The sequence below is a fragment of the Sphingomonas tabacisoli genome (assembly GCF_042678385.1).
Taxonomy (GTDB): domain Bacteria; phylum Pseudomonadota; class Alphaproteobacteria; order Sphingomonadales; family Sphingomonadaceae; genus Sphingomonas_B; species Sphingomonas_B tabacisoli.
Window position 1 is genome coordinate 427,663 of sequence record NZ_JBHUDY010000001.1, and the last position, 14,835, is coordinate 442,497.

Annotated in this window: 18 protein-coding genes; 10 read left to right on the plus strand and 8 right to left on the minus strand. The window is 66.5% G+C overall.

Annotated features, from left to right (window positions below; translation table 11 throughout):
• Positions 1–12: 12 nt before the first annotated feature.
• Together ACFSCW_RS02440 and ACFSCW_RS02445 are read right to left on the minus strand one after the other, a co-directional pair.
• The gene (locus ACFSCW_RS02440) at positions 13–675 is read right to left on the minus strand and encodes an HAD family hydrolase (protein ID WP_380886526.1); all 663 of its coding nucleotides are present in this window, start codon (positions 673–675) and stop codon (positions 13–15) included.
• A complete protein-coding gene (locus ACFSCW_RS02445; RefSeq protein WP_380886529.1) occupies positions 672–1,322 on the minus strand; it encodes a YggS family pyridoxal phosphate-dependent enzyme in 651 nt (216 codons plus the stop codon). Before ACFSCW_RS02445 ends, ACFSCW_RS02440 begins: the two co-directional genes overlap by 4 nt.
• 22 nt (positions 1,323–1,344) lie before the next feature.
• On the opposite strand from ACFSCW_RS02445, the gene ACFSCW_RS02450 reads away from it, so the two are divergent.
• Positions 1,345–1,869, plus strand: coding sequence for a thiamine phosphate synthase (locus ACFSCW_RS02450; protein WP_380886531.1), 525 nt, complete (start codon positions 1,345–1,347; stop codon positions 1,867–1,869).
• On the opposite strand, the gene ACFSCW_RS02455 is transcribed toward ACFSCW_RS02450, so the two are convergent.
• Entirely contained in the window at positions 1,866–2,267 is a 402-nt protein-coding gene (locus ACFSCW_RS02455) for a DUF1801 domain-containing protein (protein WP_380886533.1), read from the minus strand. The two genes, ACFSCW_RS02450 and ACFSCW_RS02455, sit on opposite strands and share 4 nt — an antisense overlap.
• The gene (locus tag ACFSCW_RS02460; protein WP_380886535.1) at positions 2,267–2,992 is read right to left on the minus strand and encodes a hypothetical protein; all 726 of its coding nucleotides are present in this window, start codon (positions 2,990–2,992) and stop codon (positions 2,267–2,269) included. Before ACFSCW_RS02460 ends, ACFSCW_RS02455 begins: the two co-directional genes overlap by 1 nt.
• Before the next feature lie 188 nt (positions 2,993–3,180).
• Between ACFSCW_RS02460 and ACFSCW_RS02465 the strand changes: the two genes are divergently transcribed.
• From ACFSCW_RS02465 to holA, 4 genes are read left to right on the plus strand one after another with little or no spacing between them, the layout of a single operon-like run.
• Complete coding sequence (locus tag ACFSCW_RS02465) at positions 3,181–3,663, plus strand: DUF3576 domain-containing protein (RefSeq protein WP_380886537.1); 483 nt, start codon at positions 3,181–3,183, stop codon at positions 3,661–3,663.
• A 9-nt stretch (positions 3,664–3,672) separates the two neighbouring features.
• Positions 3,673–6,258: a leucine--tRNA ligase gene (gene leuS, locus ACFSCW_RS02470; RefSeq protein ID WP_380886539.1), complete on the plus strand. Its 2,586-nt coding sequence runs from the start codon at positions 3,673–3,675 to the stop codon at positions 6,256–6,258.
• Positions 6,255–6,737, plus strand: coding sequence for an LPS assembly lipoprotein LptE (gene lptE, locus ACFSCW_RS02475; protein ID WP_380886541.1), 483 nt, complete (start codon positions 6,255–6,257; stop codon positions 6,735–6,737). Before leuS ends, lptE begins: the two co-directional genes overlap by 4 nt.
• On the plus strand, positions 6,734–7,744 hold the full coding sequence (holA, locus tag ACFSCW_RS02480; RefSeq protein ID WP_380886543.1) for a DNA polymerase III subunit delta: 1,011 nt from the start codon (positions 6,734–6,736) through the stop codon (positions 7,742–7,744). The genes lptE and holA overlap by 4 nt, the downstream gene beginning before the upstream one ends.
• A gap of 58 nt (positions 7,745–7,802) precedes the next feature.
• On the opposite strand, the gene rpmB is transcribed toward holA, so the two are convergent.
• Complete coding sequence (gene rpmB, locus ACFSCW_RS02485) at positions 7,803–8,087, minus strand: 50S ribosomal protein L28 (RefSeq protein WP_380886545.1); 285 nt, start codon at positions 8,085–8,087, stop codon at positions 7,803–7,805.
• A 154-nt stretch (positions 8,088–8,241) separates the two neighbouring features.
• On the opposite strand from rpmB, the gene ACFSCW_RS02490 reads away from it, so the two are divergent.
• The 5 genes from ACFSCW_RS02490 to ACFSCW_RS02510 are packed head-to-tail and all read left to right on the plus strand — an operon-like array spanning position 8,242 to position 11,515.
• The gene (locus tag ACFSCW_RS02490) at positions 8,242–8,523 is read left to right on the plus strand and encodes a hypothetical protein (RefSeq protein WP_380886548.1); all 282 of its coding nucleotides are present in this window, start codon (positions 8,242–8,244) and stop codon (positions 8,521–8,523) included.
• Positions 8,524–8,536: 13 nt separating this feature from the next.
• Positions 8,537–8,677 (plus strand): YqaE/Pmp3 family membrane protein, encoded by a 141-nt coding sequence (locus tag ACFSCW_RS02495; RefSeq protein ID WP_380886550.1) that lies wholly within the window; start codon positions 8,537–8,539, stop codon positions 8,675–8,677.
• A gap of 38 nt (positions 8,678–8,715) precedes the next feature.
• Positions 8,716–9,144, plus strand: coding sequence for a nucleoside deaminase (locus tag ACFSCW_RS02500; protein WP_380889988.1), 429 nt, complete (start codon positions 8,716–8,718; stop codon positions 9,142–9,144).
• A gap of 27 nt (positions 9,145–9,171) precedes the next feature.
• Positions 9,172–10,365 (plus strand): acyl-CoA dehydrogenase, encoded by a 1,194-nt coding sequence (locus tag ACFSCW_RS02505; protein WP_380886552.1) that lies wholly within the window; start codon positions 9,172–9,174, stop codon positions 10,363–10,365.
• Positions 10,352–11,515 (plus strand): CaiB/BaiF CoA transferase family protein, encoded by a 1,164-nt coding sequence (locus ACFSCW_RS02510; protein WP_380886554.1) that lies wholly within the window; start codon positions 10,352–10,354, stop codon positions 11,513–11,515. The genes ACFSCW_RS02505 and ACFSCW_RS02510 overlap by 14 nt, the downstream gene beginning before the upstream one ends.
• On the opposite strand, the gene ACFSCW_RS02515 is transcribed toward ACFSCW_RS02510, so the two are convergent.
• The 3 genes from ACFSCW_RS02515 to ACFSCW_RS02525 form a co-directional block, all read right to left on the minus strand.
• A complete protein-coding gene (locus tag ACFSCW_RS02515) occupies positions 11,512–12,360 on the minus strand; it encodes an acyl-CoA thioesterase (protein WP_380889990.1) in 849 nt (282 codons plus the stop codon). The genes ACFSCW_RS02510 and ACFSCW_RS02515 overlap by 4 nt on opposite strands.
• Positions 12,361–12,499: 139 nt before the next feature.
• Entirely contained in the window at positions 12,500–13,636 is a 1,137-nt protein-coding gene (locus tag ACFSCW_RS02520; protein WP_380886556.1) for an acyl-CoA dehydrogenase family protein, read from the minus strand.
• Between the two features lie 6 nt (positions 13,637–13,642).
• Positions 13,643–14,833 carry an acyl-CoA dehydrogenase family protein gene (locus tag ACFSCW_RS02525; protein WP_380886558.1) on the minus strand — a complete coding sequence of 397 codons (1,191 nt, stop codon included), beginning with the start codon at positions 14,831–14,833 and terminating at the stop codon, positions 13,643–13,645.
• Between the last annotated feature and the right edge of the window lie 2 nt (positions 14,834–14,835).

The following is a 14,835-nucleotide window of genomic DNA, read 5'->3' on the forward strand; positions in this document are numbered from 1 at the left end:
CAAGCGCCCGGTTCAGGCGATCAGCCGCGCCACCTCTTCGAAGCTGGTCGCGATGTCGTGGACGCCGAGCGCCCGGAGCTGTTCGACATGGCCCGGCAGGATGTGGGATCCGGCGACGAGGCCAATGACGTGGGCGCCCGAGGCCACCGCGCCGGTGACGCCGACGACCGAATCCTCGATGATCACGGCGCGGGCGATGTCGATGCCGATCGCTTGTGCGGCGTGGTGGTAGAGATCGGGCGCGGGCTTGCCGCGGGCGACATGCTCCTTGCCGCTGAAGACTTTGTCGCCGAACGCGTCCTCCAGGCCCAGATGCCGCAGATGGGCGTAGAGCCATTCGGTGCTGCTCGACGAGGCGACCGCCTTCGGCCAGTCCCGGGGCAGCGAGCGTACGAAGGCGACGGCGCCCGCCACTTCGTCCAGCCCTTGCGCCAGCATGCGTGCGTCTTCCTCGGCGCGGGCGTCGAAAAAGGCGGCAGGCAAGGCATGGCCGACCCGCTGCTCGATCGCGCCGATGAAATCAGGGCCGCTGAGGCCGGTATAGTGGGTCAGCGCTTCCTCACGGCTGTGCGGGAAGCCGAGTTCGGTCAGCAGTTCGGCGAGATGCTCGTTGCCGGCGGCCTCGCTTTCCAGCAGCACACCATCGAAATCGAAGATGATGCCGTCGAACCTCATGCGCGCGCGCCGAACAGCGCCGAGCCGACGCGGACATAGGTGGCGCCGAGCGTCACCGCGGTCTCGAAATCGTCGGACATGCCCATGCTGAGCTGGCTGAGCCCGTGGTCGCGGGCGAGCTTTGCGAGCAGCGCAAAATAGGGCGCGGCTTCCACTTCGGCGGGCGGCACGCACATCAGGCCGGCGATGGAAAGGCCGGCGTCGCGCGCCTGTTTGAGCAGGGCGGGCAGGTCGCCGACCGCGCAGCCGCCCTTTTGCGGCTCGTCGCCGATATTGACCTGCGCGAACAGCGTCGGACTGCGGCCGAGCTTGCCGCAGGCGCGAGCTAGCGCTTCGACCAGCGAGGGGCGGTCGACTGAGTGGATGGCATCGAACAGCGCGACCGCCGCCTCGGCCTTGTTGGACTGGAGCTGGCCGACAAGGTGCAGGTCGACGCCGGTCCGCATCGCCGGCCATTTGGCTTCCGCCTCCTGCACCCGGTTTTCGCCGAAGCTGCGCTGCCCGGCCTCGATGAGCGGCGCGATGGCCTCTGGCGGATGGGTCTTGGAGACGGCGATCAGCGTGACCTCGGCGGGGTCGCGCTGTGCGAGTTTGGCGGCGCGGGCGATCCGTTCGCGGACGGACAAGAGGCGTTCGGCGGGAGACATCGGCGCTGCTATAGGCAGGCCGATGAACCGCCGCCACCTCGCTCTGCCGCGCGTCTGGATGCTGACCGACGAACGGCAGGGGGTGGCGCTGTGGGACGCCGCGGCGCGCCTGCCGCGCGGTGCGGGCGTGGTGGTGCGGCATTATTCGCTGCCGTTTGTCGAGCGGGCGGTGATGGTGCGCCGGCTGCGGCGGCAAGGGTTATTCGTGGCGCTGAGCGGGACGGACGCGGAAGCGCGACGGGCTGGCGCGGATGCGGTTTATGGACGCGCGGCGGGAGCGCTGCCGCTTCTTTATCCGGTGCATAATCGGCGCGAGATCGCTGCTGCCGAGCGCGCCCGAGCGTCGCTGCTGCTGCTGTCGCCGGTTTTCCCGACGCGCTCGCACCCTGGCGGGCGGACTTTGGGGCCGCTCCGTTTCGGATTGCTGGTGCGGGCTACGCAAAAGCCGGTGATTGCGCTCGGTGGAATGACGGCGGTCCAATACCGCCGCTTGCGCGGCCTGGGCGCGCAGGGCTGGGCGGCGATCGATGCGTGGACGAGCAACTAGGCGCGGCGGGTCTTGGCCGGCTTTTCCATGTTAAGCGCCACTGCCGCTTTGATGAGGGCCTTCAGCGCCTTTTCGTCGATCTTCTCGCCTTCGCGAATGTCGATCGCGCGGCGTGTGTTGCCTTCCAGGCTGGAGTTGAACAGCTTCGCCGGGTCGTCGAGCGACGCGCCCTTGGCGAAGGTCATCTTGACCACGGCCTTGTAGGTCTCGCCGGTGCAGATGATGCCGGCGTGCGACCAGACCGGCACGCCGCGCCATTTCCATTCCTCGACGACCTCAGGATCGGCCTCATGAATCAGTTTGCGGATGCGAGCGAGCGTCTCGCCGCGCCAATCGTTCAGCTCCGCGATGCGGCCGTCGATCAGGTCCGATGGAGACGCGTCCGCCTTGTCGGCCATCAGAACTTGAAGGCGGTTCCGATATAGACGGCCTGGCTGTCGCGGCGTCCGTCGTCGACGATCTGCAGGCGGTCGCGCTGCTCGGCCTTGTAGCGGACGCCTGCGGTCAGATCGAGGTTGCGCGATACGGCGAGCGAGCCGCCGAGATCGAAGTTCAGCGCGCGGCCACCGGTCAGGTTCGCGGAAGCCACGTCGGTCGGCCGGTCCTGCCCGACTTGCAGGCGACCGCTCCACTTGGGCGCGTTATAGCTCACGCCCACGTCCATCTTCTCGCGGCTTCCGGGCATGCCGGCCATGTCGATCTTGGCGACGTCGCCGGACAGGGCGAAACGGCGCCAGCCGACCGCCATACCGAGATTATAGGCGACCGGCGTGATGCTGACCGCCGGCGATGCGGCGCTGCTGCGGAGCGCATCGGGCTTGGCGTTCTGGCTCGAAATCGCACGGACTGCGACCGTGACAGCATGGCTGCCGGCCTGGGTGGTCGAAGCGGGCGTGAAGCGGAAGCCGTTATCGGCAAGCCGGGCGCGCGCGAACAAGGCAGCGACACGCGGATCGGCAGAGGCGGGCGTGAAGGAGCCGATTCCACCGCGCGCGCTGAGCGAAACCGGGCGCTTCAGAATGGCGCGGGTAAGGTCGGAGGATGCGCCGATCGCGGGCACGGCAAAGGCCGCAACGGCAGCCGCCGCTACGCCCAAAGCCAGAATGGAGCGCCCGTTGCGCATCGTTCGACTCGTTCCTCCCCGCTATCGAACGTCTCAGTTAGCGATTCCGGCACCCCACCGCCACTGGCGAGAGTCGAATCTTTTCTTGGTGTTGCACAACATCCACAGCATGTGCGCGCGCCTCCTTGCGGGCGAGCGGCCAGCCCCTATAACGACGCGCGATCAAGACCTCGCCCGTTGCCCAAGGAATGTCCATGCGCTCGTCCCGTTTCGTCGTGCTTATATCGTCGATGCTCGCTCTGTCGGCGTGCGAATGGGTGAAGGAAGATCTGTCCAAGGGCCTCAACTACGGCAAGCGTCCCGATCGCACCCGCGAAGCCGACATCGCCGCATCCAAGGTGACGACGATCGGCGTGAACTCCTATCTGTGGCGGGCGGCGCTCGACACCGTGTCGTTCATGCCATTGCTGCAGACCGATTCGAACGGCGGCGTGATCGTCACCGACTGGTATGTGAACCCGAACTCGCCCGGCGAGCGGATGAAGCTGACCGTGTCGGTGCTCGACCAGGATCTGCGTGCGGACGCGCTGCGTGTCGCCGCATCGCGCCAGATCAATCAGAACGGCCAGTGGGTCGACGCGCCGGTCCAGGCCGCGACGGTCCAGAAGCTGGAAGACATCATCCTGACCCGCGCGCGGGACCTGAGGCGCGCCGCGTCCGGCATCAAGTAAGGATCGGCGGTGGCCGAGAGATTTAATCCAAAAGCGGCGGACGCGCGCTGGCAGCGCGTGTGGGCGGAGCAAGGCACGTTCCATGCCCGCGACGACAGCCCCAAGCCCAAGAGCTACGTGCTGGAGATGTTCCCCTATCCGTCGGGTCGCATCCATATGGGGCACGTGCGCAACTACACGATGGGCGACGTGCTCGCGCGGTTCCGGCGGATGAAGGGCATGGAAGTGCTCCACCCGATGGGGTGGGACGCGTTCGGCATGCCGGCCGAGAACGCCGCGATGGAAAAGGGCGTGCATCCGGGCACCTGGACTCGCGCCAACATCGCGACGATGCGCGACCAGTTGAAGTCGCTCGGCTTCGCCCTCGACTGGTCCAGAGAGCTCGCGACGTGCGAGCCGGACTATTACGGGCAGGAACAGGCGCTGTTCCTCGACCTGTTCGAAGCCGGTCTCGTCTATCGCAAGGAATCGGCGGTCAATTGGGACCCGGTCGACATGACCGTGCTCGCCAACGAGCAGGTCATCGACGGCCGCGGCTGGCGCTCCGGTGCGCTGGTCGAGAAGCGCAAGCTCAGCCAGTGGTTCCTGAAGATCACCGACTTCGCCGAGGACCTGCTCCACGGGCTGGATAAGCTCGACCAATGGCCCGAAAAGGTTCGGGTTATGCAGGAGAACTGGATCGGCAAGAGCCAGGGCCTGCAGTTTCGGTTCAGGCTCTCTCCCCTCCCGCTTGCGGGAGGGGCCGGGGGAGGGACTGAAGGCGCGAGCCCACCCCTAACCCCTCCCGCAGGCGGGAGGGGAATCGAAGAAGTCGAGGTCTTTACCACCCGGCCGGACACGATTTTCGGGTCGAGCTTCGTCGCAGTTGCGGCCGACCATCCGCTGGCGGCGAAGGTTGCCGAGGGGAATCCGGCCGCGGCTGCTTTTATCGACGAATGTCGCGCGGGTGGGACCACGGCGGCGGAGCTGGAGACTGCGGAGAAGAAGGGTTTTGCAACGGGCCTGACCGCGACGCACCCGTTCGATCCCGACTGGCAATTGCCCGTCTACATCGCGAACTTCGTGCTGATGGATTACGGCACCGGCGCGGTGTTCGGCGTGCCGGCGCATGACCAGCGCGACCTCGATTTCGCGCGGAAATACGGGTTACCGGTGCGCCGCGTGGTCTCGGACGGGGAGCTCACCGATCCGGTATTCGAAGGCGACGAAGCTTACACCGGGCCCGGTAAGCTGGTGAACTCGCGCTTCCTGGACGGCATGGACGTCGAGGAGGCGAAGCGGGCGGTAATCGGCCGCGCCGAGGCCGAAGGCTGGGGCCACGGCACGACCGTCTGGCGGCTGCGCGACTGGGGCGTGTCGCGTCAGCGCTACTGGGGCACGCCGATCCCGATCATCCATTGCGACGCTTGCGGCGTGGTGCCGGTGCCGAAGAATCAGCTTCCAGTCGTGCTGCCGGAGGACGTGAGCTTCGACGTGCCCGGCAATCCGCTCGACCGGCATCCGACATGGAAGCATGTCGATTGTCCCAAGTGCGGAGCGAAGGCGCGACGCGAGACCGACACGCTCGATACCTTCGTCGATTCGAGCTGGTATTTCATCCGCTTCGCCAGCCAACCTTCGACCAAGCCGTTCGATCGCGCCGTCGCCGAAAGCTGGCTGCCGGTCGGCCAATATATCGGCGGCGTCGAGCACGCGATCCTGCACTTGCTCTACGCCCGCTTCTGGACGCGCGCGCTCAACCGCCTCGGCAAGATAGACGTGCGCGAGCCGTTCACCGGCCTGTTCACCCAGGGCATGGTGACGCACGAGACTTATCAGGCCGGCGACGGGAGCTGGCTCAGCCCCGACGAAGTCACCAAACAGGGCGACGACTGGATCCATATCGAGAGCGGCAAGCCGGCGATCGCCGGCCGCGTCGAGAAAATGTCCAAGTCGAAGAAGAATGTGGTCGATCCCGCGCCCATTCTCGACGCTTACGGCGCCGACGCGGTGCGCTGGTTCATGCTGTCCGACTCGCCGCCCGAGCGTGACCTTGCCTGGTCGGAAGCCGGCATCGAAGGTGCGTGGCGCTTCGTGAACCGGGTCTGGCGGCTGGTGCAGAGCGTCGATGTGGCGGAAGGCTCCGATCCGGCGCTGGAGCGGCGGCGGCACAAGACGATCGCCGGTGTCGCCGACGACATCGAGGCGCTGTCGTTCAACAAGGCGGTCGCCAAGCTCTACGAATTGGTCGGCGCGATCGAGAAAGCGAAGCCGTCGGCCGACCGGTCGGATGCGATCCGGACGCTGGTGCGTCTCGTCGCACCGATGATCCCGCATCTGGCCGAAGAGGCTTGGGCGGGGCTGGGCAAACAGGGGCTGGTCGCGAACGCCGACTGGCCGCGCCACGATCCGGCGCTGCTGGTCGAGGACGAAGTGACGATCGCAGTGCAGGTGAACGGCAAGCTGCGCGACACGCTCACCGTGCCGCGCGGCGAATCGCGCGAGGCGCTGGAGGCCAAGGCGCTGGAAGCGCCGAACGTCGTGCGCATCCTCGATGGCGCCAAACCGAAAAAAGTGATTGTCGTGCCAGACCGGCTGGTCAATCTGGTCGCATGAAGCGCGCCGCCGCCTTCGCCTTGCTGCTCCTGCCCGGCTGCGGGCTGCAGCCGCTCTATTCGGGCGGATCGGGCGGGCAGGTCGCGCAGGCACTGGCCGGTGTCGAGGTCGCGCCGATCCCCGGCAAGAACGGCTGGCTAGTCTCGAACGCGCTGAAGGACCGCATCGCGGCGGTGCCCGATGCCGCGCCGCGTTACCGGCTCGAGGTCGAGCTCGACGACAAGATCGAAGGCTTCGGCATTCGCCGCGACGATGCGATCACCCGCGAGCGGCGAACGCTTCGGGCGCGTTACCGACTGAAGGACACGACCGGCGCGGTGCTGGTCGACGCGACCGCGGGCTCGGACGCCGGCATCGACGTGGTCAACTCCGAATATGCGACGATCGCGGCCGAGAACACGGCGCTGGAGCGGCTGGCGGGCGAAGTCGCCGACCAGATCGTCGCGCGCATCGCTCTCTACGCCAAGCGGACTCAGTGAAGGCCGACAAGCGCCCGGCGATCGAGCGCGCGCTCGACAAGCCGGAGGTCCGCTGCTTCCTGCTCTACGGCCCGGACGAGGCCAGCTCGCGGATGCTGGCGGACCGGCTGGGCCGGGCCGTCGGGGCCGATGCCGAGCGGATCGACATGGAGGGCGGAACGCTCGCCAAGGATCCGGCGCTGCTGGCAGACGAAGCGGCATCCAGTTCCCTGTTCGGCGGGGCGCGCTGGATTCGAGTGCGCGCGAATGGCGACGAAGTCACCGAAGCGGTCGAGGCGCTGCTCTCCGCTCCTCAGGCCGGCAACCCTGTCGCGATCATCGCCGGCGCGCTGAAGCCCGCGTCAAAGCTGCTGAAGCTGGTGCTGGCGTCGCAGGACGCGCTCGCCTTTGCGAGCTATCCGCCCGATGCGCGCGACGCCGGGCCGCTGGTCCAGGCGCTCGCCCAGCCGCTGGGCCTGCGGGTACGCTCGGAGGCGGCGCAGCGAATATTCGAGGCGGCCGCCGGCGATCGTGCGATCATCGCGCGCGAGCTTGAGAAGCTCTCGGTGTTCCTCGACGCGAGCGAGGATAGCGTGCGCGAGCTGGACGGCACTGCGCTGGATGCGCTCGGGGCTGGCGAAGGCGAGAGCAGCTCGGGCGTATTGATCGATGCGGTGCTGACCGGTCAGGGCAGGACGGCGGTCGAGGAGCTGAAAGCGCTGAGCGAGGGCGGCGAGGACGGCATCCCCCTCGTTCGCGCGGCGCTCCGGCGGCTACTCCAGCTTGCGGCCCTGCGATCCGATGCCGACCGGACCAGCATCGGCGAGGCGACCAAGGCGGTGTTCTTCAAGGAGAAGGACGTCGTCGCGGCCGAACTGCGCCGCTGGAACTCGCCCGACCTGGCGATGCTCGTCGATCGAATCACCGCCGTGCAGGCCAAGCTCCTCGAGAGCGGCGGAGCAGGCGCCGTGATCGCGTCGCAGGAATTGCTGACGATCGCGCGCGCGGCCGCCGCGCGCGGGCGCTAGACACGACAAAGCCGGCCGAGTCGCCCCGGCCGGCCTTCATCGATTCGGCAACCGCAGCTTACGCCGCGAGCTTCTTGGCGATCTCGCGCTTCAGCTTACGGGCGGTCGGCCCGAGCTTGTCTTCGCTGGTCTTGATCAGCCAATTGTCGAGGCCGCCGACGTGCTCGACGGAGCGCAGGCCGTGCGTCGAGACGCGCAGCTTCACGCTCTTGCCCAGCGAATCGCTGATCAGCGTCACGTTCTGCAGGTTCGGCAGGAACGTCCGCTTGGTCTTGTTGTTGGCGTGGGAAACATTGTGACCCACCTGCCGGCCCTTGCCGGTCAGCTCGCAAATGCGCGACATTGCTCGTCTCTCAATCAGGTTTCGGGGATGCCCGGAAAGCCCGGCCGCATAACGGGCTTGAGGCTTCGCGTCAACGTGAGTCGCACGCCCATGAAACCGTAACGGGTCCGGATCGTTTAGACCCGTGATCTGATATTCAAGGGAGAATGGTCGCATGCGTGGTTTTCTGGCTTTGATCGCCGTCGTCGTCTTGTTGCTGATCGTCGCGGTTGCGACCGGCTTCCTCAACCTCCGGCAGACCCAGACCGCGGCATTGCCTGAGGTGAAGGTCGAAGGCGGTCAGGCACCGAAGTTCGACGCCAATGTCGGCGCAGTCGATGTGGGCAGCAAGAACGAGACGGTAAAGGTGCCGAAGGTCGAGGTCGGCACCAAGGACGCCACCGTCAAGCTTCCGACCGTGGACGTGAAGACGGCCAATGAAACCAGCAACCACTAAAGCCGGACAGGCGGTGGCAGCTCTGTTGCTGCCGCCGCTTGGCGTTTTTCTTGACCGAGGGCTTGGCCGCGATTTCTGGATCGCGGTCGTCCTCACGTGCTTCGCCTGGATTCCGGGCATGATCTTCGCCTTGTGGACGGTGCTCGCCCGCTGACCTAAGCGGGCGCAATGTCGTTTCCTCTGCCCGATCCGATGCGGCGCGCGCTGGCGCTGGCCGAGGCCGCGGCGGTGGCGGGCGAAGTGCCGGTGGGCGCCGTCGTCGTGCGGGACGGCGAAGTGATCGGCGAAGGCGGCAATGCCCCCCGCCGGCTCAACGATCCGACCGCACATGCCGAAATGCTCGCGATTCGCGCTGCCGCCGAGCGAATCGGAGGTGATCGGCTGCAGGATTGCGAGCTGTGGGTGACGCTGGAGCCGTGCGCGATGTGCGCCGGCGCGATCGCCCTCGCTCGAATTTCCCGTCTCTATTACGCGGCGCCCGATCCGAAGGGCGGCGGCGTCGAGCATGGCGCCCGCGTCTTCGCGCAGCCGACCTGCCACCACCGGCCCGAGGTGTATGCGGGCATGGGCGAGGCGGATGCGGCAGCGCTCCTCCGCTCCTTCTTTTCCGCCAAACGCTAGGCTAGGTAGGGCGCAAGGAGCTTTACCATGAACGCCACCACCATCGCGCGCTTGCGCTGGGACGATCCGTTGCTGTTGGAAGACCAGCTCACCGACGAGGAGCGCGCGATCCGCGATGTCGCGCATTCCTATGCGCAGGAGAAATTGCAGCCGCGGGTGATCGAGGCCTTCGCCAAGGAAAAGACCGATCGCGCGATCTTCAACGAGATGGGGGAACTGGGGCTGCTCGGGGTGACGCTGCCCGAGGATTATGGCTGTGCCGGCGCGTCCTATGTCGCTTACGGCCTGGTCGCGCGCGAAGTCGAGCGGGTGGACAGCGGCTATCGATCGATGATGAGCGTGCAGTCGTCGCTCGTGATGTACCCGATCTACGCCTACGGTAGCGAAGACCAGCGGCGGAAGTATCTGCCGAAGCTCGCGACGGGGGAATGGGTCGGCTGTTTCGGCCTGACCGAGCCCGATGCAGGCTCCGATCCCGGCGGGATGCGCACGCGGGCCGAGAAGGTCGACGGCGGCTATCGCATTTCCGGCTCCAAGACCTGGATATCCAACGCGCCGATCGCCGACGTATTCGTGATCTGGGCGAAGTCCGACGCGCATGGCGGCGCGATCCGCGGCTTTGTGCTCGAAAAGGGCGCGAAGGGCCTCGACACGCCGAAGATCGAAGGCAAGCTCAGCTTGCGCGCCTCGATCACCGGAATGCTGATGATGGACGGCGTCGAGGTCGGTGAAGACGCGCTGCTGCCGGAAGTCGAAGGGCTGAAAGGGCCGTTTGGCTGTCTCAACCGCGCGCGCTACGGCATTTCATGGGGCGCGATGGGCGCGGCCGAAGATTGCTGGCACCGCGCCCGCGCCTACACGATGGAGCGCAAGCAATTCGGCCGCCCGCTCGCTCAGACTCAGCTCGTCCAGAAGAAGCTCGCCGACATGCAGACCGAGATCGCGCTGGGCCTGCAGGCGTCGCTGCGTGTCGGGCGGCTGTTCGACGAAGGGCGGATGGCGCCGGAGATGGTCAGCCTGATCAAGCGCAACAATTGCGGCAAGGCGCTCGATATCGCCCGCACCGCGCGCGACATGCACGGCGGCAACGGCATTTCCGAGGAATATCACGTGATGCGTCACCTGATGAACCTGGAGACGGTGAACACCTATGAAGGCGCGCACGACGTCCACGCGCTGATTCTGGGCCGCGCGCAGACGGGGCTGAATGCCTTCTTCTAAGCCGCCGCTCGCCGGCCTTCGCGTCCTTGAACTCGCGCGCATCCTTGCCGGACCCTGGGCCGGGCAGATGCTCGCCGACCTGGGCGCGGACGTGATTAAGGTGGAACGGCGCGGGTCGGGGGACGACACCCGCGGCTGGGGCCCGCCGTTCGTCGAGGGTGCCGACGGCGAAAAGCTGAGCGCGGCCTATTATCATAGCTGCAACCGCGGCAAGCGATCGATCACTGCCGATTTCGAGAACGCGGACGACATGGACCGGGTGCGCGCGCTTGCCGCCGAAGCGGACATCGTCATCGAGAATTTCAAGACCGGCGGACTGAAACGCTACGGCCTCGACTATGAGAGCCTGAAGGCGCTGAACCCCAAGCTTATCTATTGCTCGATCACCGGTTTCGGCCAGACCGGGCCCTACGCCCAGCGCGCCGGCTACGACTATCTGATCCAGGCGATGGGCGGGATGATGAGCATCACCGGCATCGACGAGCCGGTGCGGACCGGCGTTGCCATCGCGGACCTGTTCACCGGCGTCTATTCGGCAGGCGCGATCCTGGCGGCGCTCCATCGACAGCACGAGACCGGCGAGGGCGCGTGGATCGACATGGCATTGCTGGACGTGCAGACCTCGGTGCTCGCCAACCAGGCGATGAACTATCTCGTCTCGGGCAAGCCGCCGGGGCTGATGGGGAACGCGCATCCGAACGTTGTGCCGTATCAGCCCTTCGAGACCAGTGACGGTCGCGTGATCGTAGCGGTGGGCAATGACGGTCAGTTTGCGCGCTTCGCGGCAATCCTCGGCCGGCCCGAACTCGCCGACGATCCCGATTACAAGACCAACGCTGCGCGCATCCACAATCGCGAGCGGCTGATTCCGTTGCTCGCCGAGCGGACGAAGCGGATGACGCGCGAGGACCTGCTCGCGGCGCTCGAGCGCGAAGGCGTGCCTGGCGGGCCGATCAACGACATCGCCCAAGCGCTGGCCGACCCGCAGGTGCGCGCGCGCGGAATGCAAGTGACGCTCGATGCGCCGCATGTCGCGGATGGCGCGCTCGCGCAGGTGCGCAGCCCGATCGTGATGGATGGGACGCCGATGGTCGCCGAGAAGGCGCCCCCCGCGCTCGGCGCCGACGATGCGGATTGGCGCTGGCGCTAGCGGACGCGCATCAAACCTTCTTGCGCCACGCTTGCCACCAGCCTTCCGTCGCGCGCGAAGATCATGCCGCGGTTGAAGCCGCGTCCACGGCTGCTCCAGGGCGCATCCATCGCGTAGAGCAGCCAGTCGTCAACGCGCACGTCGTCATGGAACCACAGCGCGTGGTCCAGGCTGGCGCTTTGCACGTTGGGCCTGATCCAGCTGAGCCCATGCGGGCGCATCGTGGTGCCGAGCAGATACATGTCGCTCGCCCAGGCAAGCATCGCGCGGTGCATCTCCGGTCCGCTGCTCACCGGCGCCACGGCCTTGAACCAGATATTCTGAACCGGCTCTTGCGGCTTGTCCTCCAAGGGGGCCCAGGGGCTGGCATGCCGCGTCTCGAACGGGCGCGGGCGGATGAAGAACTCACGCAGGCGCTCGGGCACCTTGTCTGCAACCTTGCGACGTTCTTCCGCTTCGGGCGGCAAATCCTCGGGGCTGGGAACGTTGGGCATATCGAACTGGTGGGACAGGCCTTGCTCCAATTTCTGGAACGATGCCGCCATGTTCAGGATCGGCTCGCCGCGCTGGAAAGCGACGATGCGCCGCGTCGAGAAGCTGCCGCCGTCATGGTCGCGGTTGACGCGGTAGATGATCGGAATGTCCTCATCACCCGGACGCATGAAATAGGCGTGGAGCGAGTGCGGCACGCGCTCCGCATCGGCCGAGCGCGCCGCCGCCATCAGCGCCTGCGCAATCACCTGTCCGCCGAACACGCGTCCCCGGCCCTCGGGCTGGCGCGCGCCGCGATAAAGGTCGCGGTCCAGCTCCTCGACCGTGAGCAACGTCTCGAGCTGCGCGATCATACCGGCCGCATCGGTCGCTCTTTTGGGGAAATCTGTCACCCTAAACTCCGTTCAGGCTGAGCTTGTCGAAGCCCTGCTTTTCTCTGGCAGCCCTAAGAAGAAGAACAGGCCTTCGACAAGCTCAGGCCGAACGGGTGGGTTAATAGCCGCTCATCGTTGCGAGCTGGTCGGCCGCCCAATTGGCGTCGCCGAACATTTCCGCCAGCACGCGCTGACGCTTCATGTAGAAGCCGATGTCGTATTCGTCGGTCATGCCGATGCCGCCGTGCATCTGCACGCCTTCCTGCACGGCAAGCGTGGAGGCAAGGCCGGTCATCGCCTTGGCGACCAGCGCCGCGCGCTCGGCATTGGCATCGTCGGCATCGAGAAGCTGCTGGGCCTTGAGCACGGCGGCCCGCGCGACTTCCATCTCGGAATAGAGATGCGCGGCGCGATGCTGGAGCGCCTGGAAGCTGCCGATCGGCACGCCGAATTGCTTGCGCTCCTTCAGATAGCCGAGCGTCATGTCCATCGCGCCGCCGCCGACGCCGAGCATCTCGGCCGACGCGCCCGCGCGCGTGGCAGAGAGGATGCGGGTGAGTGTCGTCCAGCCTTCATCGACTTCGCCGATCACGGCGTCGGCATCGACCTCCACGCCGTCGAGTTGCAGCCGCGCAGCGATACTGGCGTCCGTCAGGCGCTCGGGATTCGCGCTCAGGCCTGCCGCGCCCGTCTCGACCGCGAACAGCGTCAGGCCCTTTTCCTCGCCTGCGCTGCCGGCAGTGCGCGCGGCGACGACGATCAGGTCCGCGACATGGCCCAGGGGCACGAACGTCTTGGCGCCAGTCAGTTTGAAGCCATTGCCGGAGCGCTCGGCTTTGAACGCGATCTGCGTAGGGCGGTGTTTTGCCCCTTCGTCGATCGCCAGGGTTGCGACCGCGTCGCCGGCTGCGATTTTCGGGAACCATGCCTGGCGCAGCGTTGCGTCGCTGGCGTTCAGCGCCGACACAGCGCCGACGGAGGTAGAGAGAAACGGCGATGGCGTCAGGTTGCGCCCGATTTCCTCAAGCACCACGCCCGCCTCGACATGGCCGAGGCCCAGACCGCCATCGCTTTCGGGGATCAGGATCGAGGTGAAGCCCATTTCGGCGAACTGCTTCCACAGGTCGCGGCTGAAGCCGGTCGCGTCCCTGGCGTCGCGCAAGCCGCGCATGTGGCTGACGGGGGCGGTTTCGCTCACGAACTGACGCGCGGTGTCTCGGAGCATCGTCTGTTCGTCGGTCAGGAACAAAGGCATTGGTGATCAGGCCCCCGGCAGTTCGAGAATGCGTTTGGCGATGATGTTGAGCTGGATTTCGCTGGTGCCGCCTTCGATCGAATTGGCTTTGGTGCGGAGCCATGCCCGCGGCTTGGCGCCATTGGCGGAGCCGTCGCTTTCCCATTCGAGCGCGTCCGAGCCGCCCGCCGCCATCACCAGCTCGTAGCGGGCCTTGTTCAGCTCCGTGCCATAATATTTCATCATCGACGGCTGGGCGGGATGCGCCTTGCCGTTCTTCAGCTCGTCCATGAATTTCTCGGACATGGTACGGAAGGCGCGCTCGCGGACTTCGAACAATGCGATCTGGGCGCGCAGCAGCGGATCGGCGAGGCGTCCTTCCGCATCGGTGCCGATCACGCGCTTCGCTTCCTCGGCCAGCGCCGCGGGGCCGCCCGAGCCAAGCCCGCCGCCGCCCAGACCCATGCCGGAGATCATCTCGCGCTCATGGCCGAGCAGGTATTTGGCGACATCCCAACCCTTGTTGAGCTCGCCGACGAGCTGGTCCTTCGGCACTTCGACATTGTCGAAGAAAGTCTCGCAGAAAGGCGAATAGCCGGAGATCAGCAGGATCGGCTTGGTCGAGACGCCCGGGCTGTCCATGTCGAACAGCAGGAAACTGATGCCGTTGTGCTTCGATTCCTTCGACGTGCGGACCAGGCAGAAAATCCAGTCGGCCTTGTCGGCATAGGAGGTCCAGACTTTCTGGCCGTTGATCAGGAAGTGATCGCCTTTGTCCTCGGCGGTGGTCTGCAGCCCGGCGAGGTCGGAGCCGGCGTTCGGCTCGGAATAGCCCTGGCACCAGCGGATCTCGCCGCGCGCGATCGGGGGCAGGAAGCGGAGCTTCTGCTCCTCGGTCCCATATTTCAGCAGCGCCGGCCCGAGCATCGAAATACCGAAGCTGTTCAGCGGATTGCGGCATCCCATCCGCGCCATTTCCTGGCGCAGGATTTTGGTTTCCTCAGGACTGAGGCCGCCGCCGCCATAGGCTTGCGGCCAGTCGGGCACCGTCCAGCCGCGTGACGCCATGGCGTCGAGCCACTTCTTCTGGTCGGGCGAAAGCTGCGCCTTGCGGCCGCCCCAGACGATGTCCTGCTCGCCACGCACCGGCTGGCGCATCGCGGGCGGGCAGTGCGCTTCCAGCCACTCCCGAACATCGGCACGAAAACTGTCCATCATGA